At 67.3% G+C, this 24,247-nt stretch carries 20 protein-coding genes and 1 tRNA gene; 11 read left to right on the top strand and 10 right to left on the bottom strand.

Annotation, left to right across the window (positions count from 1 at the left end; all coding sequences use genetic code 11):
- Window position 1: 1 nt before the first annotated feature.
- Window positions 2-75, top strand: a tRNA-Gln gene (locus tag H536_RS0103785).
- Window positions 76-332: 257 nt separating this feature from the next.
- Here the strand turns inward: H536_RS0103785 and H536_RS0103780 are convergent.
- From H536_RS0103780 to H536_RS0103750, 6 genes are all read right to left on the bottom strand, one after another.
- Complete coding sequence (locus H536_RS0103780) at window positions 333-1,469, bottom strand: AbrB family transcriptional regulator (protein ID WP_024349199.1); 1,137 nt, start codon at window positions 1,467-1,469, stop codon at window positions 333-335.
- Window positions 1,456-2,934: an aldehyde dehydrogenase family protein gene (locus H536_RS0103775; protein WP_024349198.1), complete on the bottom strand. Its 1,479-nt coding sequence runs from the start codon at window positions 2,932-2,934 to the stop codon at window positions 1,456-1,458. Before H536_RS0103775 ends, H536_RS0103780 begins: the two co-directional genes overlap by 14 nt.
- On the bottom strand, window positions 2,931-4,472 hold the full coding sequence (locus tag H536_RS0103770; RefSeq protein ID WP_024349197.1) for a tripartite tricarboxylate transporter permease: 1,542 nt from the start codon (window positions 4,470-4,472) through the stop codon (window positions 2,931-2,933). The genes H536_RS0103775 and H536_RS0103770 overlap by 4 nt, the downstream gene beginning before the upstream one ends.
- 18 nt (window positions 4,473-4,490) lie before the next feature.
- Window positions 4,491-4,955, bottom strand: coding sequence for a tripartite tricarboxylate transporter TctB family protein (locus H536_RS0103765; protein ID WP_024349196.1), 465 nt, complete (start codon window positions 4,953-4,955; stop codon window positions 4,491-4,493).
- A gap of 40 nt (window positions 4,956-4,995) precedes the next feature.
- Window positions 4,996-5,982, bottom strand: coding sequence for a tripartite tricarboxylate transporter substrate binding protein (locus H536_RS0103760; protein WP_024349195.1), 987 nt, complete (start codon window positions 5,980-5,982; stop codon window positions 4,996-4,998).
- 114 nt (window positions 5,983-6,096) lie between these two features.
- On the bottom strand, window positions 6,097-7,923 hold the full coding sequence (locus tag H536_RS0103750; RefSeq protein WP_024349194.1) for a thiamine pyrophosphate-binding protein: 1,827 nt from the start codon (window positions 7,921-7,923) through the stop codon (window positions 6,097-6,099).
- Between the two features lie 251 nt (window positions 7,924-8,174).
- Between H536_RS0103750 and H536_RS0103745 the strand changes: the two genes are divergently transcribed.
- Entirely contained in the window at window positions 8,175-9,401 is a 1,227-nt protein-coding gene (locus H536_RS0103745; protein WP_024349193.1) for a LysR family transcriptional regulator, read from the top strand.
- 4 nt (window positions 9,402-9,405) lie between these two features.
- Here H536_RS0103745 and H536_RS0103740 read toward each other — a convergent pair whose 3' ends face one another.
- The gene (locus H536_RS0103740) at window positions 9,406-10,107 is read right to left on the bottom strand and encodes a class II aldolase/adducin family protein (protein WP_024349192.1); all 702 of its coding nucleotides are present in this window, start codon (window positions 10,105-10,107) and stop codon (window positions 9,406-9,408) included.
- Between the two features lie 116 nt (window positions 10,108-10,223).
- Between H536_RS0103740 and H536_RS0103735 the strand changes: the two genes are divergently transcribed.
- A complete protein-coding gene (locus tag H536_RS0103735) occupies window positions 10,224-11,207 on the top strand; it encodes an ABC transporter substrate-binding protein (RefSeq protein ID WP_024349191.1) in 984 nt (327 codons plus the stop codon).
- 28 nt (window positions 11,208-11,235) lie between these two features.
- On the opposite strand, the gene H536_RS0103730 is transcribed toward H536_RS0103735, so the two are convergent.
- Complete coding sequence (locus tag H536_RS0103730; protein WP_024349190.1) at window positions 11,236-11,952, bottom strand: FadR/GntR family transcriptional regulator; 717 nt, start codon at window positions 11,950-11,952, stop codon at window positions 11,236-11,238.
- 107 nt (window positions 11,953-12,059) lie between these two features.
- On the opposite strand from H536_RS0103730, the gene H536_RS0103725 reads away from it, so the two are divergent.
- Complete coding sequence (locus H536_RS0103725; protein WP_024349189.1) at window positions 12,060-12,746, top strand: fumarylacetoacetate hydrolase family protein; 687 nt, start codon at window positions 12,060-12,062, stop codon at window positions 12,744-12,746.
- A 7-nt stretch (window positions 12,747-12,753) separates the two neighbouring features.
- Here H536_RS0103725 and H536_RS0103720 read toward each other — a convergent pair whose 3' ends face one another.
- A complete protein-coding gene (locus tag H536_RS0103720; protein ID WP_024349188.1) occupies window positions 12,754-13,434 on the bottom strand; it encodes a FadR/GntR family transcriptional regulator in 681 nt (226 codons plus the stop codon).
- A 238-nt stretch (window positions 13,435-13,672) separates the two neighbouring features.
- Here H536_RS0103720 and H536_RS0103715 point away from each other — a divergent pair, with 238 nt between their 5' ends.
- The 7 genes from H536_RS0103715 (at window position 13,673) to H536_RS0103685 (ending at window position 23,284) form a co-directional block, all read left to right on the top strand.
- Window positions 13,673-14,605: a fumarylacetoacetate hydrolase family protein gene (locus tag H536_RS0103715; RefSeq protein WP_024349187.1), complete on the top strand. Its 933-nt coding sequence runs from the start codon at window positions 13,673-13,675 to the stop codon at window positions 14,603-14,605.
- A gap of 62 nt (window positions 14,606-14,667) precedes the next feature.
- Window positions 14,668-15,696, top strand: a complete 1,029-nt coding sequence (locus H536_RS0103710) for an ABC transporter substrate-binding protein (RefSeq protein WP_024349186.1) — start codon at window positions 14,668-14,670, stop codon at window positions 15,694-15,696.
- A complete protein-coding gene (locus tag H536_RS0103705; protein ID WP_024349185.1) occupies window positions 15,696-16,505 on the top strand; it encodes an ABC transporter ATP-binding protein in 810 nt (269 codons plus the stop codon). The genes H536_RS0103710 and H536_RS0103705 overlap by 1 nt, the downstream gene beginning before the upstream one ends.
- Window positions 16,502-17,371: an ABC transporter permease gene (locus H536_RS0103700; protein ID WP_024349184.1), complete on the top strand. Its 870-nt coding sequence runs from the start codon at window positions 16,502-16,504 to the stop codon at window positions 17,369-17,371. The genes H536_RS0103705 and H536_RS0103700 overlap by 4 nt, the downstream gene beginning before the upstream one ends.
- 3 nt (window positions 17,372-17,374) lie before the next feature.
- Window positions 17,375-18,421, top strand: coding sequence for an Ldh family oxidoreductase (locus H536_RS0103695; RefSeq protein ID WP_024349183.1), 1,047 nt, complete (start codon window positions 17,375-17,377; stop codon window positions 18,419-18,421).
- Between the two features lie 159 nt (window positions 18,422-18,580).
- Entirely contained in the window at window positions 18,581-21,940 is a 3,360-nt protein-coding gene (locus tag H536_RS0103690; protein ID WP_024349182.1) for a DEAD/DEAH box helicase, read from the top strand.
- Window positions 21,941-22,060: 120 nt separating this feature from the next.
- Entirely contained in the window at window positions 22,061-23,284 is a 1,224-nt protein-coding gene (locus H536_RS0103685) for an MFS transporter (protein WP_024349181.1), read from the top strand.
- Window positions 23,285-23,329: 45 nt separating this feature from the next.
- On the opposite strand, the gene H536_RS0103680 is transcribed toward H536_RS0103685, so the two are convergent.
- The gene (locus H536_RS0103680; RefSeq protein WP_202814795.1) at window positions 23,330-24,133 is read right to left on the bottom strand and encodes a fatty acid desaturase; all 804 of its coding nucleotides are present in this window, start codon (window positions 24,131-24,133) and stop codon (window positions 23,330-23,332) included.
- Window positions 24,134-24,247 lie beyond the last annotated feature (114 nt).

Below are 24,247 nucleotides of genomic sequence, written 5' to 3'. Positions count from 1 at the left end.
TTGGGGAATAGGTTAACGGTAGACCCACGGACTCTGACTCCGTTAGTCCTGGTTCGAATCCAGGTTCCCCAGCCAGTCTATCTCAAGTCATTGTAATCGCTATTGTTTTTGGTCGCTGAGAATCCTCTCGGTGCCATCTGCGTGCTTTGGGCCCAAACCTGTAGCCCAGAGGTGATGCCCATGCGGCCGATCCCGGGCTCCAAGCTCAAGGGATCCGGGCAGTGGCTCGACGGCATGACATCAGCAATCTCGAACGACGCGGCCACTCAGCTTCGATGCGGAATGTCCCGCCCGCGCTTTGCTGTTGCGCCACGGCATTTCGGAGCGGCGCGTCATGATGCTCCATCGCGGGTAAGCCAGCGGTAGGCCCGGGGCAGGACGGCGACGGCGAAGAAGATGCGGTAGATGTGGTGCAGCGTGACGAAGGGCACGCTGAGATGCAGCGACAGGGCGACGAGGCTCATCTCGGCGAGGCCGCCCGGCGCGAAGGCGAGAATCAGCGTTTGGACGTCGCGGTCGACATAAGCGTGGATGGCGACGGCGACCGCGAAGGCCATGGCGAAGACCAGTGCGAAGGCGCCGAACGCCAGGCCGATGGCCCGCGCAATCTCGCCGCGCCCGATGCCGACGAAGCCGACACCGAGCGACGTGCCGACCATGAGCTGCGTCAGCGCAATCAGGATCTGCGGCAGCTGGCCGTCCGACCAGCCGGCGAGATGGACTATGGCGCTGGCGGCGATCGCGCCGGATATGTCGGGGGCCGGGAATCTCAGCCTGCGTCCGATCAGCGTTCCCGCCATGCCGGCGACAATCAGGATCAGGAGTTCGACGGGCGCAATGCTGCCGCGCGTCCCCATCGCCGTGCCGGAGGCACTGCCGACCGCATGGCCGCTTGCCCACCAGAACAGCAGCGGCACCAGCAGCACGATCAGCGACATGCGCAGGAAGTGCTGCACCAGGATGATGCGCTGGTTGCCGCCGGCTTCCGCACCCATCAGCGTCGCCTCGACGAAGCCGCCGGGGAAGGAGGCGAAGAACGCCGTCGGCAGATCGTAGCCGCCGATCCGCCGGAACATCGCAAAGACCAGCGCGTGCGCCACCACCAGGAAAACCGACAGCACGACGAGGCTCGGCCACCATTCCGGCACCTGGGCGAGGATCTCCATGGTGAAGGCGCTGCCGATCATCACGCCGAGGACGGGCAGGAAAATGTCGCGGCTGGCGCGGGGCCAGTGGGGCGGCGCGCCGAACAGCTCGATGCGCATCAGCGCGACGATGCAGAGCGCGAGCTGCGCGCCGATCAGCCACGGCAGCGGCAGCCCTGCAAGGCTTGCCAGCCAGCCGCCGGTCGCAGCGACGGCGAGCGTTGCGAGCGCCGTCTTCACGCCGCCCTTCGGCGCGTCCGGCTTCAGCTCGGATCCCGTCGGCGCCGAGCCGTCCGAAGCTTCGACACTGTCAGTCGAGCGCAATGTGGATGTTCTTCTCGCGGGTGAAATCGAGCATTTCGCCGATGCATTCCTCGCGGCCGATGCCCGACTGCTTCACGCCGCCGAAGGGGGCGCCGAGGAAATGCGGACCGGCCTTGTTGACCCAGACGAAGCCGGCTTCCGCCTGCCGTGCCAGACGATGCGCCCGGGCAAGATCCTTCGTGAAGATCGCGCAGGTCAGGCCGAACTCGACGGCGTTGATCGCTTCCATCATCGCCGCCTCGTCGCGCCATTTCAGGACGGAGAGGACCGGGCCGAAGATCTCCTCGCGGGCGATAGTCATGTCGGGCGTGACGTCGGCGAAGACGGTCGGCTCGACGAAGAAGCCGCTCCGAAGGCCCGGCACGTCCGGCACCTTGCCGCCGCAGACGAGGCGTGCGCCTTCGCGTCTGGCGATCTCGATATAGCGCAGCGTCTTTTCCTGCGCCGCCTTCGAGGCGAGGGCGCCCATATTGGTGGCGGGATCAGTCGGGTCGCCGGGCACAAAGTCGGCGCACAATTCCGCGACGCGAGCCAGAACCGCGTCGTGGATGTCCTCGTGCAGGAAGGCGCGACTGGTCGAGCCGCAGGACTGGCCGCACCAGGCGAAGTTCATGCCGGCGACGACGCCGCGCGCGGTGCGCTCGACATCGGCGTCCGGGCATCCGATCAGCGCGTTCTTGCCGCCGAGCTCCAGCATCACGCCCTTCAGCGTGTCCGAGGCAGCGCGCATGACGGCGCGGCCCGTGGCGACGCTGCCGATCAGCCCGACCTTGGCGATCCTGCCGTGGCTCGCGAGCCGCTGGCCGGCCGCGACGCCGCCATGCACCATATTGAACACGCCCGGCGGCAGCACGCCTTCGATCAGCTCGACGAAGCGCAGGACGGAGAGCGGCGCGAGCTCGGCCGGCTTGATGACGACCGTGTTGCCGGCGGCGAGCGGTGCCGCCATCTTCGCCGCGCAGAACATCAGCGGGTGGTTGTAGGCGACGATGCGACCGACCACGCCGACCGGTTCGCGGACGGTCAGGTTCAGGGCGTCCGGCCCCATCGGGATCGTATCGCCCTTCATCTCCGTGACGAGGCCGGCGAAGAAGTCGAGCTGCGACGTCGCGATGTCGATGTCCCTCGCCATGGCGGTGACCGGATTGCCGCTGTCGGCCGCGTCGATGAGGGCAAGCGCGTCGCGGTTCGCCCGCATGATGTCCGCGATCTTCCGCAGACACCGCGCGCGTTCGAGCGGGGCGGTGTCGCGCCAGGCGGGGAAGGCGGCGTGCGCGGCCTCGATCGCCGCGTCCATGTCGGCGGCTCCGCCATAGGCGACGGTGCAGAAACTCTCGCCTGTCGCGGGATTGATCGTGTCGCGCGTCTCGCCCGACAGCGCCGGCATCCAGCGCCCGCCGTAATAGAGATCGCGATGCTCCGGCAGTGTCACGGTCCGTCTCGCGGGGTTCGTTGCGGCGGTCATGAGGTGGCTTCCTGGGGGGCGCCGGCCGCTTGTGGCCGCAGGGGCCGGCTCAGATTGGATCGCAGGATGCGCCAGACCGAGAAGATCGTGAGCGCCACGAAGAACACCACGATCGGCCGGGTGAAGAGGTCGAGCGGCTGGTCCTTGAACAGGATGACCGACTGGCGCACCGACTGCTCGAAGGTTTCGCCGAGGGCGAAGCCGATGATGAAGGTGGCGAAGGAGAAGTCGAATTTGCGCATCAGATAGCCGAAGACGGCGGCCACCATCATGACCGCGACCGCGAACATCGAGTTGCCATTGGCATAGGCGCCGGCGATGCAGAGCAGAACGACGACCGGATGGATGACGGATTTCGGCACGCTGACGATCAGCGCGAAGAGCCGCAGGCCGAGATTGCCGATGACGAAATTGATCCAGTTCGCCATGAACATGGCCGCGAAGATGCCGTAGACGAGGCGGCCATGCTCGCGGAAGATCAGCGGCCCCGGATCGACGCCGTGCATCAGGAAGGCGCCGATCAGGATCGCCGCCGACAGGCTGCCGGGAATGCCGAGGGCGAGCAGCGGGATCAGATTGGCGCCGACCACCGCGCTGTTGGCGGCTTCCGTCGCGGCGACGCCCTCGAGCTTGCCGGTGCCGAATTCCTCGGGATTCCTGGAAGCGCGGCGCGCCGCGCCGTAGCCGAGGAAGCCCGCCACGATCGCGCCGATGCCGGGCATGGCGCCGACACCGGTGCCGATCACGGCAGAGCGGATGATGGTGCGCAGGCAACTGCGATATTCGGCCCAGCTGACGCGCTTGTCCTCCGGCGGGATGTCCTTGCCGAACACGTTGTAGGTGCCGACATTCTTCTCGCGGCCAAGGACGCGGGCTTCGACCTGGATGATGATCTCGGACAGCGCGAGAAGGCCGATCGTCAGCGGTATGATCGGCACGCCCTCAATCAGTTCGCCCATGCCGAAGGTCAGGCGCGGCTGGGCGGTCTCGATGTCGAGGCCGACGCAGGCGACGAAGGCGCCGAGGATCGCCGCGAGCAGGCCGCGGAGCATCGACTTGCCCGACAGGCCGGCGATGATCGTCAGCGAAAAGGCGAAGACGGCCGCCATTTCGGGCGGGCCCATGCGCAGCGCGACGAGAGCGAGCGGCGCGGCGACGGTGAACAGCACGAGGTCGGAGAAGATGTCACCGGTGACCGAGGAATAGAGCGCCATCTTCAGCGCCTTCATGCCCTTGCCCTTCTTGACGAGCGGGTAGCCGTCGAAGGCGGTCGAGGTGGATTCGGGCGAGCCCGGCGTATTGAGGAGGATTGCGGAGATCGAACCGCCGAAGGTGCCGCCCTTGTTGATGCCGATCAGGAAGGCGACGGCGGCGAGCGGGTCCATGTAGTAGGTCAGCGGCACGGCGACGGCGATCGCCATCGGCCCGTTGAGGCCGGGAATGGCACCCACCATGATGCCCATGAACACGCCGAAGGCGATGTAGGCGAAGTTCATCAGGGTGAAGGCGTCGCCAATGCCGGCGAGGATCGTGTCCATTGTCGTTCGCCTTCGAGATCAGCTGGGCAGATAGACGAGGAAGAGGTGCTTGAAGCCGTAGAAGATGACCGGCGGTGCGGCGAGCGTGACGAGGACGAGGCGCACCGGGTTGGACCGCAGGCTACCCATCAGCACGCCGACGACGCCCAGAACGAAAATGCCGGCCACGACGAAGCCGAAATGCACCATCAGCTGCCAGGTCACGGCGAGGAAGACCGAGATGCCGGTGATGAACATCCAGTCCGCACGCTTCATCGGTGCGGGGCCCTCGGTCTCGGGCCTGCCGCGCCAGGCGGTCCACGCCCTGTGGCCGACCAGAAGCACGGCGAACAGGACGAAGAGCCACATCAGGACGCGGGGGAAGAAGTCCGGCCCGAGGCCGTAGGCTGAACGGCCGCCGATCTCCGCCGGGATGACCACGTAGATCGCGATCAGCCCGGCGACGATCAGGAACACGCCGGCGAACATGTCGGCCTTGCGCACGGACTCCCCTCCCGTCTTTTCGTTCGTCAGGCCCGGCCGATCACTCGGCCGGCTTCTCGCCGCCCTCGGCCATCATCTTGTCGACGAAGGGCTTCACCTCATCGCGCTGCATGGTGAGATAGTCGTCGGTTTCCTGCGGCCCGCGATAGTCGGCCGACAGATACATCTTCTCGCGCAGTTCCTTGACGAGATCCGGCGACAGCGCGGTCTTCACGGCATCGGCGAGTTTCTTCTCGACGTCTTCCGGCAGGCCCTTGGGCGCCGACAGCATGAAGGTGTCGACGAAGGCATAGTCGATGCCGAGTTCCTTGGCGGTCGGGATGTCCTGGAAGTCGGCATTGCGCTCGTAGCCGAGCGAGAGGATCGGCTTCATCTCGCCGGCCTCGACCTGCGCGTGCCAGCCGGATGCGCCCCAGGTCATGTCGGTGTGGCCGCCGAGCACCTGCTGGATGCCGGCCGAGCCGCCCTTGACCGGGACCACCTCGATCTCGATGCCTTCCTTCTCCTCGATGGCGATGGCCATGAGGCGCGAGACGGAGACCTGGGACGACAGCGACAGCGCCTTGCCGTTGTCCTTGGCGTCCTTGACCAGATCCTCGTAGGTGTTCCAGGGCGCGTCCTTCTTCACGACGAGGGCGTCCTGCGGGATCGAGACGGTCGCGATATGGGCGAAGTCGTCGATCATGTCGTACTGGATGTCGGTGTTGAGCAGCGGGGCCAGCGCGTAGGCGGCGCTCGCGCCCATGCCGATGGTGTAGCCGTCGGCCTTCTGATGCATCAGCGTGGTCGCCATGACGGTGCCGCCGCCGCCGGGTTTCTGCACCGCGATCACCGGGACGCCGAGCGCTGCCTCCAGGTTCTTCTGCAGGAGCCGGGCGGTCGTATCGACGGCGCCGCCCGGGTTGAAGCCGATATACATGGTGATCGGCTTGTCCGGGAATTCCGCGAATGCCGGGCTTGCCGCAGCGACGATGGTCGCCGTAAGCGCCGCGGCTGCAAGCCGCTTCGTGATGTGTCTGCCGTTCATGGTCACCTCCCCTGGATGTTGTTGTCGATGCCGATCTTCTGGTTCGCCGGCTTCTGCGTTCGCTGCGTGCTCAAGGCCGGCAGCAATTCCTCCGTCTTCGGTGCCGGGCCCGGATCATTCGCCGAAGTCGCCGGCATAGCCGGGCTCGACACGGGCATCGATGATGACCCGGCCGCCGGATGCGACCGTCTTCGCGCCGGCCTGCAGCGCGTCGTCGAGTGCGGCGCGTGTGCGAACGGGGCCGATGGTCTGGAAGCCCTGCGCGCCGGCCATCGCCAGGACGTCGATCTCCGGATCGGTCAGGCGCTGGCCGATCCAGCGGTTTTCCGCCGGCCGCTCGCGGCTGTTGGCGACGCGCTCCTGATGCAGTTCGTCGTTGAAGTATGAGGCGTTGTTGGCGACCACGATCAGCAGCGGCAGGCCGAAATGGCTCGCCGTCCACAGGGCGTTGATGCCCATCAGCGTGTCGCCGTCGCCCAGCACCGCAGTGACGATGCGGCCGGTATCGCGCAGGGCGAGGGCGGCGCCGACCGCATGGCCCGGGCCGACGCCGACCGCCGCGCCGCCGTCCTTGCCGAGATAGGAGAGGGGATGGGTGAAATGGCTGGCAGCGCGCGGCCAGCCGAGCGGCAGGCGGACGAAGGTGACATCGTTGTCGATCCCGTGCCGGCGGATCGCCATGGCGAAGTCGCCGAGCGAGATGCAGCCGTCCCTGTCGCCGAGCGGTGCGGTGGGCAGGCGCGACGTCCAGTGCGGGCCGGAGAAATCCCAGTCGGTCGCGGGTGGCTGCGCCTCCTGCAGCATGTCGAGAAGGTCGGCGGCGAAGGCGTCCGGATGCGCCATCACCGAGATGTCGACCGCGGCGAGCGCCTGGTGGTCCATGCTCCAGCCATTGGTCATCGTGGCATCGAGCGAACAGCTGACGATGGTCGTTTCGATCGGCGCCTGGGTCTGGGCATTGTCGGTGCAACTGCGCAGATAGCCGGCGAGATCGAGCCAGTCGAAGCTGACGATCAGATCGGCTTCGGCGACAAGGGCGCGCTCGCGCGCCGAGCGCTGCTCCCCGCAGGGTGCAAGAAGATGCTGCCGGTGGTCGGTGGGGAAACAGGACGGGTTGTGGATGCTCGTCATCACCGCCGCACCGGTCGCTTCGGCCAGCGCGATGCGGGCGTCCCAGTCGGCCTGCGACCGGGACATGCGGCCGAACAGGAAGAGCGGCTTCTTGGCACCCGCCAGTGCCGCGACGACCGAACGCAGCGTGGTGCGCGAGGCCGAGGGCAGGTCCGGCGGCGCAAAGCGGCCCGGCGCCGGCACCTGCACCTCCCGGCCCAGCCGTTCCTCCTGCATCGATACGTCGAGGCAGACATAGGTCGGGCCGAAGGGGGCCGTTGTGGCGATCTGATGCGCGCGCAGCACCGCCTCCACGGCGGCCTCGGCGGAACCCGGCTGGTTGTCCCATTTGACGTAGGAGCGCACCAGCGCACCCTGGTCGGCGGCGGTGTGGACCCAGTCGATCCACGGCCGACGCTTGTGGGCATCGACGGGTCCGGTGGCCCCGAGGATCACCATCGGCACACGATCGCACCAGGCGTTGAAGACCGACATGGCCGCATGCATCAACCCGACATTGGCATGCAGCGCCACCGCCATCGGCCTGTCGGTCGCGCGGCCATAGCCGTCGGCGATCGCCACGGCATGCTCCTCGTGCAGGCAGAGCACGATCTGGGGGTCGCTGTTGCCGAGATAGTTGACGATGGAATCCTGCAGGCCGCGGAAGCTCGAGCCCGGCACCATGGCAACGTAGGGCAGGCCGAGCGCCCGCACGGTCGCGGCCACGACGTCGCTGCCCCATTCCGCAGGGCGATCCTCGTGTCCCGCCGGCCGCTCGATGAGGTCGCTCGCGTGCCGGGTTGCAGGCGTGTGTCGGCCGGCGTCGTCCATGAAGTCCGCATTCCCCCCGAGAACCGCGCGCTGTCGAAACGGGTTTGAAAGGCCCCGCGACGCTCGCTTGTCGTTGTCTTCTGTCGACACTGTGCGGCCGCAGCCGGCTGAGGGATAATGCCTTCTGCATTTCATCCATGCGAAACAGTTATAGCCAGATGTGCTGGCGATTTCCGCGATGCTACATCATTCTGAAAACAATGGCGGATCGGCATCAATCGGATGCACTTTCGGCTTGAGGGGAGGATCGGTTGGCGAAGCTGCGCAAGCTTCGGGTGGCGCTCGCAATCGCAGAGGGCGGGGCCATCGCCAATGCGGCGCGGCAGCTTGGGCTGTCGCAGCCGGCCGTTTCGCGCGCGCTCCAATCGCTGGAAGCCGAGCTCGGCATCACGCTGTTTCATCGCTCCTCGCGCCGCCTGGCCGCCAGCGAGGCCGGCATCCTGCTCGTCAGGCGTATCGGCCGGGCGCAGGAGCAATTGCGGATCGCAGAACTCGAACTGCCGGCGATGTCCGGCGAGGCGGCCCGTCCCCGGCCGTCGCTGACAATCCATGCCGCCGACCACGAATTTGCCGCCCTACTGGCTGTCGCCGCGCATGGCACCGTCAGCGCCGGCGCGCGCCATGCCGGCCTGTCCCAGCCGGCTCTCAACCGATCACTCCGGGCGCTGGAGAACCGTGCCGGCCTGCCGCTCTTTCACCGCGCGACCGCGGGCATGCGGCTGACCCCGCCCGGCGAGGCGCTGCTGCGCCGGGTGAAACTGTGCTTCTCCGAGATCCGACAGGGGCTGGAGGAAGTGGAGATCCTGAAAGGCGCGACCGGTGGGCAGATCCGCATCGGCGCGCTGCCGCTGACCCGTGTCCGCCTTGCGCCCGTCGCGGTCGAGCGCCTGCTGATGCGTTACCCGGAAGCCGAGATCGCGATCGTCGACGGGACCTATGGCTCACTGCTGATGGCGCTGCGCCAGGGCGACATCGACGTGCTGGTCGGCACGATCCGGCGCCCGGCGCCGGTCGAAGGCATCGTGTCGGAGGAACTGTTCGAGGACGACGTCGTGATGGTCGTCGGTGCGCGCCACCCGCTCGCCGGACGCCGCAGGGTGAACCTTGCCGACTGTCTGGGTTTTCCGTGGGTGCTGCCCTTCAAGGGTGTGCCGCTGCGTCTGCAGTTCGAGGCGGCGCTGCGCGCCTTCGGGCTGGACGCGCCCAAGCGGGTGATCGAGACCGATTCCGTCGTTGCCGTGCGCACACTGCTGATGAATGGCGAGCGGGTCGCGATCCTGTCGCGCCATCAGGTGCATCACGAGGTCGAGGCCGGCACGCTGACGATCCTGCCGGTCAGGATCGAGTGCACGAACCGGCAGGTCGGCCTGACCATGCGGGCCGATTATGTGCCGACCCCGCTGGCCGCGGCGTTGCTCGACGAATTGCGCGGGGTCGCCTCCGAGATCAGCGAGGCGCGGCCCCATGCTCCGGCCTGAGGTGTCACCCTCGAACGCGCGACGCCCAGTACTCCCAGGCGCGGGCGACGGGCGCGCCGTCATCGTGCTTGGCTGCGGCCTGCGTGATCTCGCCGGGCGTCAGATAGGACGGCCCGCCGAGCGCCAGCGCCTTGGCGAGAAGCTCCGCATTGTCGCGCATGCAGATCGAAACGAAGACCGCCTGGGCGATATCGCGCCCGACGCAGACGGCGCCGTGGCGCTTGAGCAGCACCGCCGGCCGATCGCCGAGCGCGGCCGCGAGAGAGGCGGCCATCGGCGTGTCGGAGACCAGAAGGCTCGTATCGCCGAACGCGTCCTGGCTGTCCCACACCGGCACCGTCTCGCCGGCGACGGCGCCGAGATGGAAGACCGGCCTGAGCCTTGTCTCCACCAGCGCGAAGGGCAGCACCGATGGCGCGTGATGGTGGACGACCGAGGCGACATCGGGCCGGGCCTTCAGGATCGCGCCGTGGATCACCCGCTCCAGATAGGGCTTGCCGTCGCCCTCCAGGATTTTGCCGTCGAGATCGAAGCGCATGATGTCGCCGGCCGCGACGAGGCCCGGGCTGCGCGAGCAGGAGAGATAGAAAGCGTTCGCGTCGTCGGGATCGCGCACGCTGACATGGCCGAACGCGTCGAGCACGCCTTCATGCGCGAGGATGCGGTTCGCCAGAACCAGTTCGTCGATCAGCACTGCCTTGTTCATCTGCCCGCCTCTCCGTCCCATGGCGCGGCAGGGGAGCCGATGCGACGCGCGAACGCAAGCGGCCGCACCTGCGCCATTCCCCAGCACAATCCGGAAACAACAGGAGGAATCCCCGCATGTCCAAGCTGAACCTGTCCGTCGCCGTCGGCGACTACGATCGCGCCCGGCCCATCGTCGACGGCCGCGTCCAGATCGACGGCGTCGAGCCGACCTGCATGGTGCTGTCGCCCGAAGAGATCTTCTTCCGCGCCTTCCGCCACGCCGAATTCGACATCTGCGAATTGTCGCTGTCGAGCTTCACGGTGAAGACGGCGAATGATGACTGCCCCTATGTCGGTGTGCCGGCGTTCCTCTCCCGCGCCTTCCGCCACACCTCGCTTTACGTCCGCACCGACCGGATCAAGTCTCCCGCCGACCTCAAGGGCAAGCGCATCGGCGTCGCCGAATATCAGCTCACCGCCAATGTCTGGGTGCGCGCCATTCTGCAGGAACATGGCGTCGAGCCGGAGGACGTGACCTGGGTGCGCGGCGGGCTGGAGCAGCCGGGGCGGCCGGAAAAGATCGCGCTGAAGCTGCCGGATGCGATCCGCATCGAAACGGCGCCGGAGGACAAGTCGCTGTCGCAGCTGCTGCTCGACGGCGAGATCGAGGCGATCATCACGCCGCGCATGCCGTCATGCCATGGGGCCGAGAACAATGTCGGCTGGCTGTTCCCGGATCCCACCGCCGCGGCGATGGACTGGTACGAGCGCACGCAGATCTTCCCGATCATGCACATTGTCGGGGTCCGCAAGGAACTTGCCGACGCGCATCCCTGGCTGCCGGGCGCGGTGCTCAAGGCGATGACCGAGGCGAAGGCACTGGCGCTGGTGCAGCTGGCTGACACCTCGGCCACCAAGGTGACGTTGCCCTTCGTGGAGGAGCAACTGGCGCGGGCGCGCGACCTGATGGGCGAGGATTTCTGGTCCTACGGCATCGCTGCCAATCGGCCGACGCTCGATGCCTTCCTGCAGCAGCACCACGCCCAGGGTCTGTCGAGCCGCCAGCTGACGCCGGAAGAGCTGTTCCACCCCTCCACGCATGAGGCATTCCTGATCTGAGCGCCTGGGCTGCGCCGGCTCCGATCGGCTAGCGCAGCAGGCGGTCTTCGACGGAGCGCAGATGGGTGCGCATGGCGTTCTGGGCGGCGTCGGGGCTGCGCTGGGCAATGGCGTCGACGACGCGGTCGTGTTCGGCAAAACTGCCGTGCTCGGCGGGCGGACGCGGGCCTTCGCGCACCACGCGGCCCCAGGACACCATGCGCCGCAGGGTGTTCAGCTGGTCGAACAGCGCCAGAAGCGTGGTCGAGCCGCTGGCCTCGGCGATCTGGCGGTGAAACTCGTTGTCCAGCGCCTCGTATTCCCGCCATGTCGCGGCCTGCCGCGTGCGGTCCGTGGTCAGTTGCAGCCGGCCGATTGCCGAGGCCGAGGCGTGCAGCGCCGCGTCGCGGGCGATCGCCGGCTCCAACGCCGCCCTGGCGCGCATCACGTCGGCGGGGCTGACCTTGCGGGCCAGCTGGTCGAAGGGGCCGGCAGCGTCATCGGGCTCCTGATCGGTCAGGAAGGTGCCCTTGCCGACATGCCGCCACAGCCGGTTTTCCTGCTCCAGCACGCCCAGCGCCTGGCGCAGATCGCTGCGCTTCAGTCCGAGTTCGACACACAGGACGCGTTCGGGCGGCAGGCGCTGGCCCGGCTGCAGCCTGCGGTCGGCGATGAAGGCGCGCAATTGCGCCAGTGCCGACTGGCCCGACAATTGCGCATCCGGGGCATCCGCACGCTGTGCCGGCGGGCTGGAATCGTCGAGCATGGCCAAAACGGTCTCTATTGGTTCGCTAAACGCGGATTGATTTCGATTGATTAGCCGGGTGGAATCTGGGATGCAAGGACATCGTTGCTTCAAGGAGAGCCGTCTTCATGCCGAACTACGCGATCAATCCGTCCCCGGTCGTCACCCTTCCGATCGAAGGGTCGGACGCGGAGTTCCCCGTTCGCCGCGTCTATTGCATCGGCCGCAACTACGCTGCCCATGCCATCGAGATGGGGCATGATCCGGACCGGGAGCCGCCGTTCTTCTTCCAGAAGAACCCGAACAATCTGACGGTCGGCGACAGTTTCCCGTATCCGCCCAAGTCCGAGGACGTGCACCACGAGATCGAAATGGTCGTGGCACTGAAGTCTGGCGGCGTGAACATCCCGGTGGATGCGGCGCTCGATCACGTCTGGGGCTATGGCGTTGGCCTCGACATGACGCGGCGCGACCTGCAGGGCGAGGCCAAGAAGATGGGCCGCCCCTGGGAAATCGGCAAGGCGTTCGAGGCATCGGCCCCGGTCAGCGCCCTGCGCCCGGTGTCGGAGGTCGGGCATCCCGCGTCCGGCCTGGTCGAGCTCAAGGTGAATGGCGAAGCGAAGCAGACCGGGGACCTCAACCAGATGATCTGGAAGGTGCCCGAGATGATCTCCTACCTGTCGGACTATTTCGAGCTCGCGGCCGGCGACGTCATCATGACCGGCACGCCCTCGGGCGTCGGCGCCGTGGTCAAGGGCGACGTCATGGAATGCCATGTCGCCGGCGTCGGCGATCTGAAAGTCACCGTCGTCTGATCATCGCTCAGACCGGCTGTCGGCCCGAAATGGCCGGCAGCACCCGGTCGCGCACGGAATCGAGATGGGCGCGCATGCACTGCGCGGCGCCATTGGCATCCCGGGCCTCGATGGCCGCGCAGATCGCGTCGTGTTCCGGGAAACTCTTGTGGTCGCGGGACGGCAGGCTGGTCGTGCGCGGCTGCCCCCAGACCGTGGACCGCCGCACAACGTTCAACATGTCGAACAGGTGGATCAGCAGCTTGTTGTGGGTCGCCTTGGCGACGGCGTGGTGGAGTTTGTTGTCCCATGCCTCGTAGCTGCGCCAGTCCGAAGCTGTACGACAGCGGACCCGGCAGGCATCGATTTCCTCGAAATCCGACCGTGTCCCGTGGACCGCCGCAAGCCGCGCCAGTTCCGGCTCGACCGCGAGGCGCGCGGCGATCACCTGGGCCGGGCTCGCCAGTTCACCCAGATAGGCCATGTCGGCGAGGTTCAGGACGGACCGCGCGCCGATGAAGGTGCCGCGGCCGACATGCCGCCAGATCAGGCCGTCGCTTTCCAGTTCGGCCAGGGCCTTGCGCAGCTCGCCGCGCGTGACGCCGAACTCCCGGCTCAGCTCGCGCTCCGGCGGCAGCCGTTCGTTGTGACGGAAGCGCCGCTCGGCGATGTACTGCTTGATCTGCTCGGCCAGGGACACGGTGATCATGGCGCGATGCTAGACCAATTGTCGCATTGGTTAAATGCGAAAACTATCCGGCGCCAGAAAACCTGCTAGCATCGCTTCGTCAAGTCAGACGCCCGCCGGGCCGGCCAACAGGGTCCGGCGCACTGTAATTGCTGTGTATTCGCCGTGACATGGCGCCTTTTCGTCCGGTGGTCGCCTGTCCGGCATCGTGACATCGCCAACTGCCTGTACGCCTTCAAAACGATGGACATCTGAACCAATGCGTCTTGCTACGATCAAGCTCTCTTCGGGACCGGCCTGCGCGGTGGAGATGCCTGCCGGAGGGTATCTGCCGGTGGCGGCGGCCGCCGCGGCGGCGGGATCGAGCGAGCCTGCGCTGCTGGACGGGCGCCTCCAGGCGCTGATCGAGGGCGGGGATGCGACGCTGGCGGCATTGGCCAGGCTGGTTTCCGCGGCCGAGGCCGGCGAGGCGGCGCTTGGCGCCCTGATCGTTGCGCCGGGCGATGCGGACCTCCTCGCGCCGCTGCCGCGTCCGGAAAAGAACGTCTTCTGCGTCGGGCGCAATTACGCCGAGCATATCGCCGAGGGCGCCCGGGCGCAGAACGCCGTCGTGAACGTCACCGAAGTGCCGGTCTTCTTCACCAAGCCGAGGACGGCGGTGATCGGGGAGGGCGCGACCATTCCGCTGTTTCCCCATGTCTCGACCCATATCGACTACGAGGTCGAGCTTGCGGTCATCATCGGCAAGGCGGGCCGCGACATCGCCAGGGACGACGCCTATGCGCATGTCTTCGGCTACACCATCCTCAACGACGTCACCGCGCGCGACGTGCAGCGCCGCCATGGCGGGCAGTACTTCAAGGGGAAGGGGCTCGACGGGTCCTGCCCGATGGGGCCGGTGGTGGTGACGAAGGACGCATTTCCCGACCCGCAGAACACCGGCCTGCGGCTGTTCGTGAATGGCGAGCGCCGCCAGGACAGCACGACGGCGCAGATGATCTTCGACATTCCCGCGCTGATCGCGTCGCTCTCGGAAGGGTTGACGCTGGAGCCGGGCGATGTCCTGGCGACCGGCACCCCGTCGGGCGTCGGCTATGCGATGGAGCCGCCCCGCTTCCTGACGGATGGCGACGAGGTGGTCTGCGAAATCGATGGAATCGGGCGTCTGACCAACACGGTCCGCCCTGCATGAACCAACCGGCCGACAGAGCTGGAGGTAGGAGACTGCGCATCTAACATTCTGGGAGGAATGACATGCTGAACAGACGAATCTTCACAGCGCTCTTGGCCGGGGCCATGGCGGCGACACCGCTGGCCATGGCAGGGCCCGCATCCGCACAGGACATGACGAAGGTCACCTTCGTCCAGCCCAGCCCCTCCGCCATCAACTCGTTCAACGTGTTCGTCGCCATCGGCGAAGGATATTTCGCGGAGGAAGGTCTCGACGTCTCGGTCGAGGCGATCAACGGCTCCGGCGCCGTCCTGCAGGCCCTGTCCTCGGGCCAGGCCCAGTTCGGCCGGCCGGGTCCGGGACCGGTCCTCGCCGCCCGCAGCCGCGGCGTCGACGTCGTGTTCATCTACAATTTCGCCGCCCGGTCCAATTTCGGCATCGTCGTGCCGGAAGCCAGCGAGATCCAGGCTCCGGAAGAGCTGAAGGGCAAGGTCGTCGGCACCGGCACCGCGGACGGGGCCGAGGTCGGATTTGCCCGCAACGTACTGTCGGGTTCGGGCCTGACCGAAGGCACTGACTACACCTTCCTGACCGTCGGCGATGGCGGCCCGGCCGTCGCGGCCTTTTCGCAGGATGCCATTGCCGCCTATTCGTCCTCGACCGCGGATGCCGCGATCCTGAACCAGCGCGGGCAGGCGGTGCGCGACATCACGCCGTCGGAATATGCGCGCTTCTTCGGCAACGGCTTCGCCACGACCGGCGAGCTGATCCGCGACGATCCGGAGCTGGTCGAGAAGTTCGTGCGGGCGATCCACAAGGGGCATGTCTTCGCCCTCGACGATGCCAATCGCGACAAGGTGCTGGAGCACATGGCGGCCGGCAATCCGCAGGAGAGCGAGGATCGCGACTTCGCCGCGGCCCTGTTCGATGCGGTGCGCAGCAAGACCGTCCCGGTCGACCAGTCCAAGGGCCTCGGTTACCAGCCGCCCGAAGTCTGGGAAGAATGGCAGGAGGTCCAGGTCACCGGTGGTGAAATGGCCGAGCCGCTGGCCGACCTGACCGAAGCGTACACCAATGACTTCACGATGAAGGTCAACGGGAGCGCACAGTAATGCAGGCTGCCGCAACCCTGATCGAGCCGACGGAGAGCCATAGCGAGCTCGTCTATCAGCTCCGAAACGTGGGCAAGACCTACGCCCGCAATGCGATCACGGCACTGGAAGGGGTCAATCTGACCCTGACCCGGGGCAGTTTCTCGGCCGTGATCGGGTCCAGTGGTTGCGGCAAGTCGACCTTGCTGAAGATCATGTCGGGGCTGATCCCGCCATCCACGGGGCGGGTGGTTCTCCAGGACCGCCCCGTGACCGGCCCACGCCGCGACATCGGCATGATGTTCCAGCAGGCGACGCTGTTTCCCTGGCGCACCACGCTGCAGAACATCGTGCTGCCGATCGAGATCCGTGACGGACGGGCGGCGGCCAAGGCCGCGCAGGAGCCGGCCCGCGAACTCCTCGAACTGGTCGGCCTGAAGGGGTTCGAGAATTCCTATCCGGGCGATCTGTCCGGCGGCATGGCGCAGCGCGCCTCGATCTGCCGGATGCTGATCACCGAGCCGGCCGTGTTGCTGCTCGACGAGCCGTTCAGTGCGCTGGACGAACTGACCCGCGACTTCATGAACATGGAGCTGCAGCGCATCTGCATGTCGCGCAACGCGACCGCCTTCCTGGTCACCCACTCGATCCAGGAAGCGGTGATCCTGTCGGACGTGGTCTATGTGATGAAGCCGCGCCCCGGCCGAATTGCCGAAGTGGTCGAGATCGACCTGCCCCGTCCCCGCACGCTCGACATGATGACGACGCCGAAATTCGGCGAGATCGTCGAACATATCCGGAGCCGTCTGGACAAGGAGGCATTCATATGACGGGTCTCGAACGGATCGCCGACCGGGCGCCGACGGCAGAAGACGATACGGTCTGGACGGTCCATGTCGGCTGGCTGGACAGCGTGCCGCGCAGCATCCAGATGCTGTTCGTGTTCGGGGTCTTCGTGCTGGTCTGGGACCTCATCACCCGTTTCGGTCTGGTCAGCCCGATCATCCTGCCGACGCCCGGCGAGACGCTGGCCGACATGATCTTCGTCGGCAAGAACATCCTGACCGGCGGCTACATGCTGCCGGCGCTCTGGATCACGCTGAAGGAGGTGTTCTACGGCTTCCTCCTCGCCATCGCGATCGGCTTCAGCCTCGGCGTGATCGTCGGCGAGACGGCTTTCGGGGAGCGGGCGATCATGCCTTATCTCGTGGCCATCGACACCATGCCCAAGGTCGCCTTCGCGCCGCTCTTCGTCGCCTGGCTCGGCTTCGACATCGACAGCAAGGTGGCGCTGGGTGCCTTCATCGCGACCTTCCCCATCGTGGTGGGAACCGCGGCCGGGCTGCATGCCGCCGACACCAACAGCCGCAACCTGTTCAAGACGATGGGCGCCACCCGCTGGCAGGCGCTGACCAAGATGAAGCTGCCGATGGCACTGCCGCAGATCTTCACCGGCCTGAAGATCGGCTCGGTCGGCGTGATGGCGGGGGCGATCACCGCCGAGTTTCTCGGCGGCGGCAAGGGGTTCGGCGAGCTGATCCGCATCGCGGCCAGCCAGTTGAACACGCCGCGGGTGTTCTCGCTGATCTTCTACCTGTCCTTCGTGGGGCTCGGCCTCTTCGCCTTCGTGAGCTGGGTCCAGCGCCGCTTCGTGTTCTGGCACAAGGAACGTGTCTCGACCGTCACGGAGGGCTAGGGCGTGACCGGGGCACCTGTTTCGGGGGCGGCGCTGGCGGATTTCGCCGCCCGTGCCTTCACCAGCCTCCGGGTTCCCGAAGCGGATGCCCGCTCGGTGGCCGAGCTGATGGTCGAGGCGGATCTTCTCGGCTACGACACCCATGGCCTGTTCCGTCTGCGCCAGTATGTGAACCGCCTGCGGGACGGCGGCTGCAACCCGGCCGCGAACCCGCATGTCCTGCGCGAGACCGTCGCCACGGCGCTGATCGATGGTGACAACGGCCTCGGCCAGCTGGCGATGGCGCAGGCCTGCGACATGGCGATTACCAAGGCGCGACAGGCGGGGATCGGCTGGGTGGGCGTGCGCGGCGGCAACCATGCCGGGCCCGCCGCCCTCTATGTGCGCCCCCAGGCAAAGGCCGGGATGATCGGCATCTGCGCCGCCGTCGGCAGCGCCAACCACGTCGCGCCCTATGGCGGTACCGACCTGCTTCTCGGCACCAACCCCATCGCCTTCGCCACGCCGGGCGGGGCGGACCCCTTCGTTCTGGACATGGCGACCACCGTCGCCGCGATGGGCAAGATCAAGACCCTTGCCCAGAAGGGCGAGCCGATGCCCGAGGGCTGGATGGTCGGCCGCGACGGCAAGCCCCTGACCGACCCGAACCGGAAGGACGAGGGGTTCCTCCTGCCGATCGGCGGACCCAAGGGCTACGGTCTCGCCATGGTCATAGGGCTTCTGGCGGGCGTCCTGAACGGTGCCGCCTTCGGGGGGGACGTGGTGGATTTCACCAAGGACACCGAGAGCCCGACCAATACGGGCCAGTTCGTCGCAGCCATCGACATTGCGGCCTTCGGCGACCTTGGCGACTTCACCGCGACGGCGAACCGCGTCTTTGCCGAGATGCGCGCCTCCACGCCGCTGCCGGGCTATCCGGCGGTTCGCGTGCCCGGCGACGGACGCGAGGCGGCGCGCACGCAGCGCGTGGCCGACGGCATCGCCCTGCACCCGGCGTTGCGGGGCGAGCTCGACCGCATCGCGCAGGATCTGGCCATCGCCTCGCTCTGAGGACGGTTGCTTCGACGCTTTTACCCAGCCTCCCCACGGCTGCGCCGACTGCCAATCGATCGGCACGCCGTTCGCGCGGTCCATCATTCGGAGCAATATGTCGCGGATCGTTTTGCCCTCCCGCCCGTTCGATGGTGCGGATTTTTCAAAGGGCGGGACATGCATCATTCGACGACGAGCCAGGATCGCAGGAGCGGGAACAAACGGGTCTTCCCGCTGCATCCCATCGGGGTCGTCGCCGCCATGATCGCAAGGCGGGTCTCGGACGACCGGCGCCCGCTGATCTACATCGCCGAGACCGGCCGGCGCCGGCACGACATCTTCGCCCTGGCCAGCATTCTGGCGGGTCCCGGCTCGGTCTGCGAGCTCGACGCGCCGGACGGGTTTCCGGGCGACGGCCTGCCGGTGACGGTGGCGACCGCCGGCAACAGGATGGCGATGCTGCGCTGGCTTCTCGACGAGGAGAAGCGTCCCTCCGTCCTGATCACCACCCCGGCGGCGCTGATCCGCAAGGTGCCGCCGAAGTCGGTCTGGGAGGGGCTGCATCTGGAAATCCGGGTCGGCGAGACGCTCGACCAGACGGCCCTCCAGGCGAAGCTGCAGCATCTCGGCTACTGGCTCGATGACCGGGTCGACGAGCCGGGCGAGGCGGCGTTTCGCGGCAAGGTGCTGGAGATCTTCCCTGCCGCGGCGCCGCGGCCGTGCCGGATCGAGCATGAGGACGGGGTGGTGACCGCGATCCGCTCCTATGATCCGGTCAGCCAGCGATCCGTCACCGAAACCGACTGCCTCATCGTCGATCCCGCCAGCGAGATCGTCGGAGCCGACGACGGCGCCACGGGCCGGCAGGAAATCGATGGCGAAACGCTCCAGACCGGCGCGGCCGACAGCGAACGGTTCCTCTGCCGGCAATACGAACGGGCTGAGACGGTCTTCGACTATCTGCAGGATGCGGACATGGTGCTGGAGACCGGCGCCGAGATCCGCGCCGACGAGGTCTTCGATGCCCTGCAGCGGATCGATGCGGACGATCCGCACCGGCACGCCGTTCACGCCGATCATCTGGATCGCGAGACATGGGACACGCTCGTCGCGGAGCGGGTGACGGCGCTCGTCGACGATTTGGAGGCGGATTATTCCGTGCCGGTCTTCGCGACGGAGCGCCAGCCCTACAAGGCACTGGCCTCCTTCGTGACGCCGCTGCGTGACGACGGCTACCGCATCGTTCTGGCGGGGCCGGACGGCCGCGTCATGCGATCGGCCGCCCGCAAGGCCGGCACGGCGCTCGACGGCGCCTTCGAGCCGGCCGCGGACTGGGATGCCATCTGCAACGCCGCGCCGTCGTCGCTGCTGCTCTTCGACGCACCGATCACGGAAGGGTTCGTCGCCGCCGAAAGCGGTGTCGCCGTCATCAGCCTCCGCAACCTCGAAGGCCAGAAGGCAGCTGCCGCGGTCGCCGGCCCGTCGGACGGGTTCGCGCCGCAGGTCGATACCTTCCTGACCGGCGACCGGGTCGTTCATATCGAACACGGGGTCGCGGTTCTCGACGGCCTCGTGCCCATCGATCCGAACGGCAATGGCGGCGATCCGGAAGGCGAGGCCCTGAGCCTGCGCTACCGCAATGACGAGGCGCTGCTGGTGCCAATGTCCGACATCGGCGCGGTCTGGCGCTATGGCGGTGCGTCCACCGACGTGACGCTCGACGATCTGAAGGGCCGGACGTGGCAGAAGCGCCGTGACGAGATCTTCGGGGCGATTTCGGTGACCGCCGACCGCATGGTCGAACGGCTGAAGGAAAAGGCCGAGGCGAAGGCGCCGAAGATCGTGCCCGACCGGGTCTCCTTCGAGCGGTTCTGTGCGCGCTTCGCCTACGAACTGACGGCGGACCAGAACAATGCGTGCCTGGACGTGCTCGACAATCTGGCCTCCGGCCGTCCGATGGACCGTCTGGTCTGCGGCGATGTCGGCTACGGCAAGACCGAGGTGGCGCTGCGCGCCGCCGCCGCCGCGGTGTTCTCCGGCAGGCAGGTTGCGGTGATCGCGCCGACGACGGTTCTGGCCCAGCAGCATTTTCGCGAGTTTTCTGTCCGCTTCGGTGCTCAGGGCGTCGAGATCGTCCGGCTGTCGCGCCTCGTCGGCAAGGACGAGGCCGATGCCGCCAAGGCCGCCATGCAGGACGGGACCGCGAAGATCATCGTCGGGACCCACGCCATCCTCGCCGATGATCTCGCCTTCGACGATCTGGCGCTGGTGATCATCGACGAGGAACAGCGCTTCGGCAGCGAGCAGAAGACCGCCATGCGTGGGCTGGCCGACGGCGTCCATATTCTCACGATGACGGCGACGCCCATTCCGCGCACCCTCCAGTCCGGTTTCGTCGGGCTGAGCGATCTCAGCATCATCGCGACCCCGCCCAACCGGCGAAGCCCGGTGAAGACGCGGGTCGGGCCGTTCGACGACGCCGCCGTTCGCGACGCCCTGGCGGCGGAGCGCGCGCGCGGTGGGCAGAGCTTCGTCGTCTGCCCGCGCATCGAGGATCTCGAGCCGATGGCGGCGAAGCTGCAGGCGCTGGTGCCGGAGCAGACGACGGTCACGCTGCACGGCAAGATGAAGCCCGACGAGGTGGAGGACGCGATGCTGGCCTTCGCCCATGGCGAGCACGACATTCTTCTGGCGACGGCCATCGTGGAAAGCGGGCTCGATGTCGCCAATGCCAACACCATGGTGGTGTGCCATGCCGACCGCTTCGGTCTGGCCGAACTGCACCAGTTGCGCGGCCGGGTCGGCCGGGGCGCCCGCCGCGGCCACGTCCTCCTGACCACCGAAGCTGGCAGGGAGCTCGGCGAGCACGCCCGAAGCCGGCTCGAGGCACTGGAGGAATTCAGCACGCTCGGTGCAGGCTTCGACATCGCCGCGCGCGACCTCGATCTGCGCGGGACGGGCGAACTCCTGGGCGACGAGCAGGCCGGTCACGTCCAGACGATCGGCATCGGGCTGTATCGCAAGATCCTGGAACGCGCCGTCGCGCTTGCGCAGGGCCGGCCGGAGCCGGACGATGTCCGGCCGGTGATTTCCCTTGGGCTGCCGGCGACGATCCCGTCCGACTACGTTCCCGAACCGGATATGCGGATCGAGCTGGCGCTGCTGCTCGAACGGGTCTCGGACGCGGCGACGCTCGACGCGTTGCGGGTGGAGATCGTGGACCGGTTCGGGCCGATGCCGGCAACGCTCCTGACCCATTTCGGGCTCGCGGAGCTCCGGCTTCGCTGCCGCGCGGCCGGGGTCGCGAAGCTCGACCATGGCCCGAAGGCGACGGCGTTGAGCTTTACGCCGGCAATGTCTGCGGCGCTGCAGGATGCCGGGATCGAAGACCGGCTCGACGATGCCGAATGGTCGAAGAGCCGGCTGATCTTCCCGGCGCCCGAGGACGACGAAGCCGACCCGCTGGCGCACGCGAACGATCTGCTGGATCGCCTGGCGGCAGCGATGCCGGCGGCCGAGGGATCGGACGAAGCGTAAGCCGGGCCGGGATTTCTCACCCCCCGGCGATATTCAGGGGAGCATACGATCTGATACTGTCTGCCGCCGCCGTTTGCTGTAATCGTTGCGGCCTGCGTCGGCGAATGACGGATTGCCCGAATGAACACCGCTCCTGCCATGTCCCTGAAGCCCCGGACCTACACGGGCGTTCTGGTCGTTCTGGGTGTCGCGCATCTCCTCAACGACCTCATGCAGTCGCTGATCCCGGCCATCTACCCGATCATCCAGCGCAGCTACGGGCTTGATTTCTGGCAGATCGGCATGATCACGCTGACCTTCCAGATCGCCGGATCGCTGCTGCAGCCGCTGGTCGGCTTCTATACGGACCGCCGACCGGCGCCCTATTCGCCGGTCATGGGGATGATGTTCACCCTGTCGGGCCTGCTCGGCCTCGCCTTCGCGACGAGCTACGGAGCCATTCTCTTCGCCGTGGCGCTGATCGGCATCGGCTCCTCGATCTTCCACCCGGAAGCGACGCGCATGGCCCGCTATGCGGCCGGCGGCCGGCAGGGGCTGGCACAGGGCATCTTCCAGGTCGGCGGGCAGGCGGGCGGTGCCCTCGGCCCGGTCTTCGCCGCGCTGATCATCGTGCCTCTGGGGCAGCCGAGCCTTGCCTGGTTCACCGCCGCGGCGCTGACGGCCATGCTGCTCCTGACCTGGATCGGCCGGCAGCAGGCGACGATCAGCCGGCATTTCTCCGAATTGCGCGCGTCGCTGGCCAGCCAGCAGGCCGACCTGCCGCGGCATGGCACGGCGACGATCGCCATCGGCCTGACGGTGCTGACGCTGCTGATGTTCTCCAAGAACGCCTATGCGGAGAGTTTCCGGTCGTTCTACACCTTCTACCTGATCGAGCGGTTCGGCCTGTCGATCCCGCAGTCGCAGATGATGCTGTTCATCTTCCTGATCTCGGCCGCCGCGGGCGCGCTGATCGGCGGGATCGTCGGCGACCGCATCGGCCGCTACCGGATCATCTGGATCTCGGTGCTCGGGCCGCTGCCTCTCACCCTGCTGTTGCCCTATGCCGACCTGTTCTGGACGGGCGTCCTGACCATCGCGATCAACCTCGTCATGGCCAGCGCCTTCGCCTCGATCCTGATCTACGCCATGGAGTTGCTGCCCAACCGGATCGGCCTCATCGGCGGCCTGTTCTACGGATTGAACTTCGGCCTGGGCGGCATCGCCGCGGCGATCCTCGGCGGCCTTGCCGACAGCTACGGCATCGAGACCGTCTACCGCATCTGCTCGTTCCTGCCGCTGGCGGGGCTCCTGGCCTGGTTCCTGCCAAGGCTCGACACCGACCGGTATCGACCCGCCGGCTGACGCTGGCCATCACTGCATCGGCAGGGCACGTCTGCCGGGCCGGCCTCAGGACGTCTGGCGCTGCCGCCATTGGCTGGGCAGCCCCCACCACGGCACCCAGGGTTCGGTATGGTGCTCGTGGTGGTAGCCGAAATGGAAGCAGGACAGCAGCGAGGCGATGTAGCCGAACTCGTTGGAGCGCGCATTGTGCGCGTCGACGAAACCGTCCTCTTCGTGCCGGTGCGGACGGAACGTGCCGAAATAGAAGAGCTGCAGCGACGAGAGCAGGGACGGAAGCCCGTAGAACAGGACGACGTTGAGCACGGGCGCACCCAGGACCAGGATGTAGACGGCGACCACTGTGCACACGAACAGGATCGAGCGCCGGCCGAAATAGCGCAGGAAGAAGGCGCGGAACCAGGGCCAGAAGCGGTCGGGCTCTTCGACGAAGAAATCCGGATCGTTGGCCGTGCCCGGCGCGTCGTGATGGGCCATATGCGCGCCCCGGACCCGGCGCCAGGCAAAGCCGGCATAGATCGTCAGGATGAAGGCGCCGATGGCGGCGTTCAGGCGCGGCCATCCGGGAGCGAGCGAGCCGTGCATGGCGTCATGCGCGACGATGAAGAGCCCGACGGTCAGCCAGCACTGCACGGCGATGAGGACGGGCACGAGGGGCAGCGTCCGCCATCCGACATCGAGAAAGAACACCGCGCCGACATGGATGGCGATCCATGCCGCCAGAACGCAGCCCGCCAGCGTCAGGCCGATCGCCGCCTGGAACGGTCGCAGCACCGGTTTGCGCGTGCGCGCGGAGGAGGGGGCCTGTCCGGCCGGGATGGCGACATCGTTCATCGGGGCAAAGCTAAACATCCGGTCGTCCATGGAAAGCGGACTGCGGCGTTTCGCCCTTGCTGCGGGACTCGGGCCGGGGTGCGCCTCCCAGCCGATCACGGGAGGTACAAGGCGGCCTCGCAGCCGAGATCC

It is taken from the genome of Aurantimonas coralicida DSM 14790 (genome assembly GCF_000421645.1).
GTDB classification, from domain to species: domain Bacteria; phylum Pseudomonadota; class Alphaproteobacteria; order Rhizobiales; family Rhizobiaceae; genus Aurantimonas; species Aurantimonas coralicida.
Note: the sequence above shows the minus strand (reverse complement) of the source record. Positions and strands in the feature narration are given on the sequence as shown.

Excerpts from the sequence above, each read along its gene's own strand:
- H536_RS0103775 (WP_024349198.1), bottom strand. The coding sequence starts at position 2,934 with ATGACCGCCGCAACGAACCCCGCGAGACGGACCGTGACACTGCCGGAG.
- H536_RS0103770 (WP_024349197.1), bottom strand. The coding sequence starts at position 4,472 with ATGGACACGATCCTCGCCGGCATTGGCGACGCCTTCACCCTGATGAAC.
- H536_RS0103760 (WP_024349195.1), bottom strand. The coding sequence starts at position 5,982 with ATGAACGGCAGACACATCACGAAGCGGCTTGCAGCCGCGGCGCTTACG.
- H536_RS0103750 (WP_024349194.1), bottom strand. The coding sequence starts at position 7,923 with ATGGACGACGCCGGCCGACACACGCCTGCAACCCGGCACGCGAGCGAC.
- H536_RS0103740 (WP_024349192.1), bottom strand. The coding sequence starts at position 10,107 with ATGAACAAGGCAGTGCTGATCGACGAACTGGTTCTGGCGAACCGCATC.
- H536_RS0103735 (WP_024349191.1), top strand. The coding sequence starts at position 10,224 with ATGTCCAAGCTGAACCTGTCCGTCGCCGTCGGCGACTACGATCGCGCC.
- H536_RS0103730 (WP_024349190.1), bottom strand. The coding sequence starts at position 11,952 with ATGCTCGACGATTCCAGCCCGCCGGCACAGCGTGCGGATGCCCCGGAT.
- H536_RS0103725 (WP_024349189.1), top strand. The coding sequence starts at position 12,060 with ATGCCGAACTACGCGATCAATCCGTCCCCGGTCGTCACCCTTCCGATC.
- H536_RS0103720 (WP_024349188.1), bottom strand. The coding sequence starts at position 13,434 with ATGATCACCGTGTCCCTGGCCGAGCAGATCAAGCAGTACATCGCCGAG.
- H536_RS0103715 (WP_024349187.1), top strand. The coding sequence starts at position 13,673 with ATGCGTCTTGCTACGATCAAGCTCTCTTCGGGACCGGCCTGCGCGGTG.
- H536_RS0103710 (WP_024349186.1), top strand. The coding sequence starts at position 14,668 with ATGCTGAACAGACGAATCTTCACAGCGCTCTTGGCCGGGGCCATGGCG.
- H536_RS0103705 (WP_024349185.1), top strand. The coding sequence starts at position 15,696 with ATGCAGGCTGCCGCAACCCTGATCGAGCCGACGGAGAGCCATAGCGAG.
- H536_RS0103700 (WP_024349184.1), top strand. The coding sequence starts at position 16,502 with ATGACGGGTCTCGAACGGATCGCCGACCGGGCGCCGACGGCAGAAGAC.
- H536_RS0103690 (WP_024349182.1), top strand. The coding sequence starts at position 18,581 with ATGCATCATTCGACGACGAGCCAGGATCGCAGGAGCGGGAACAAACGG.
- H536_RS0103685 (WP_024349181.1), top strand. The coding sequence starts at position 22,061 with ATGAACACCGCTCCTGCCATGTCCCTGAAGCCCCGGACCTACACGGGC.
- H536_RS0103680 (WP_202814795.1), bottom strand. The coding sequence starts at position 24,133 with ATGTTTAGCTTTGCCCCGATGAACGATGTCGCCATCCCGGCCGGACAG.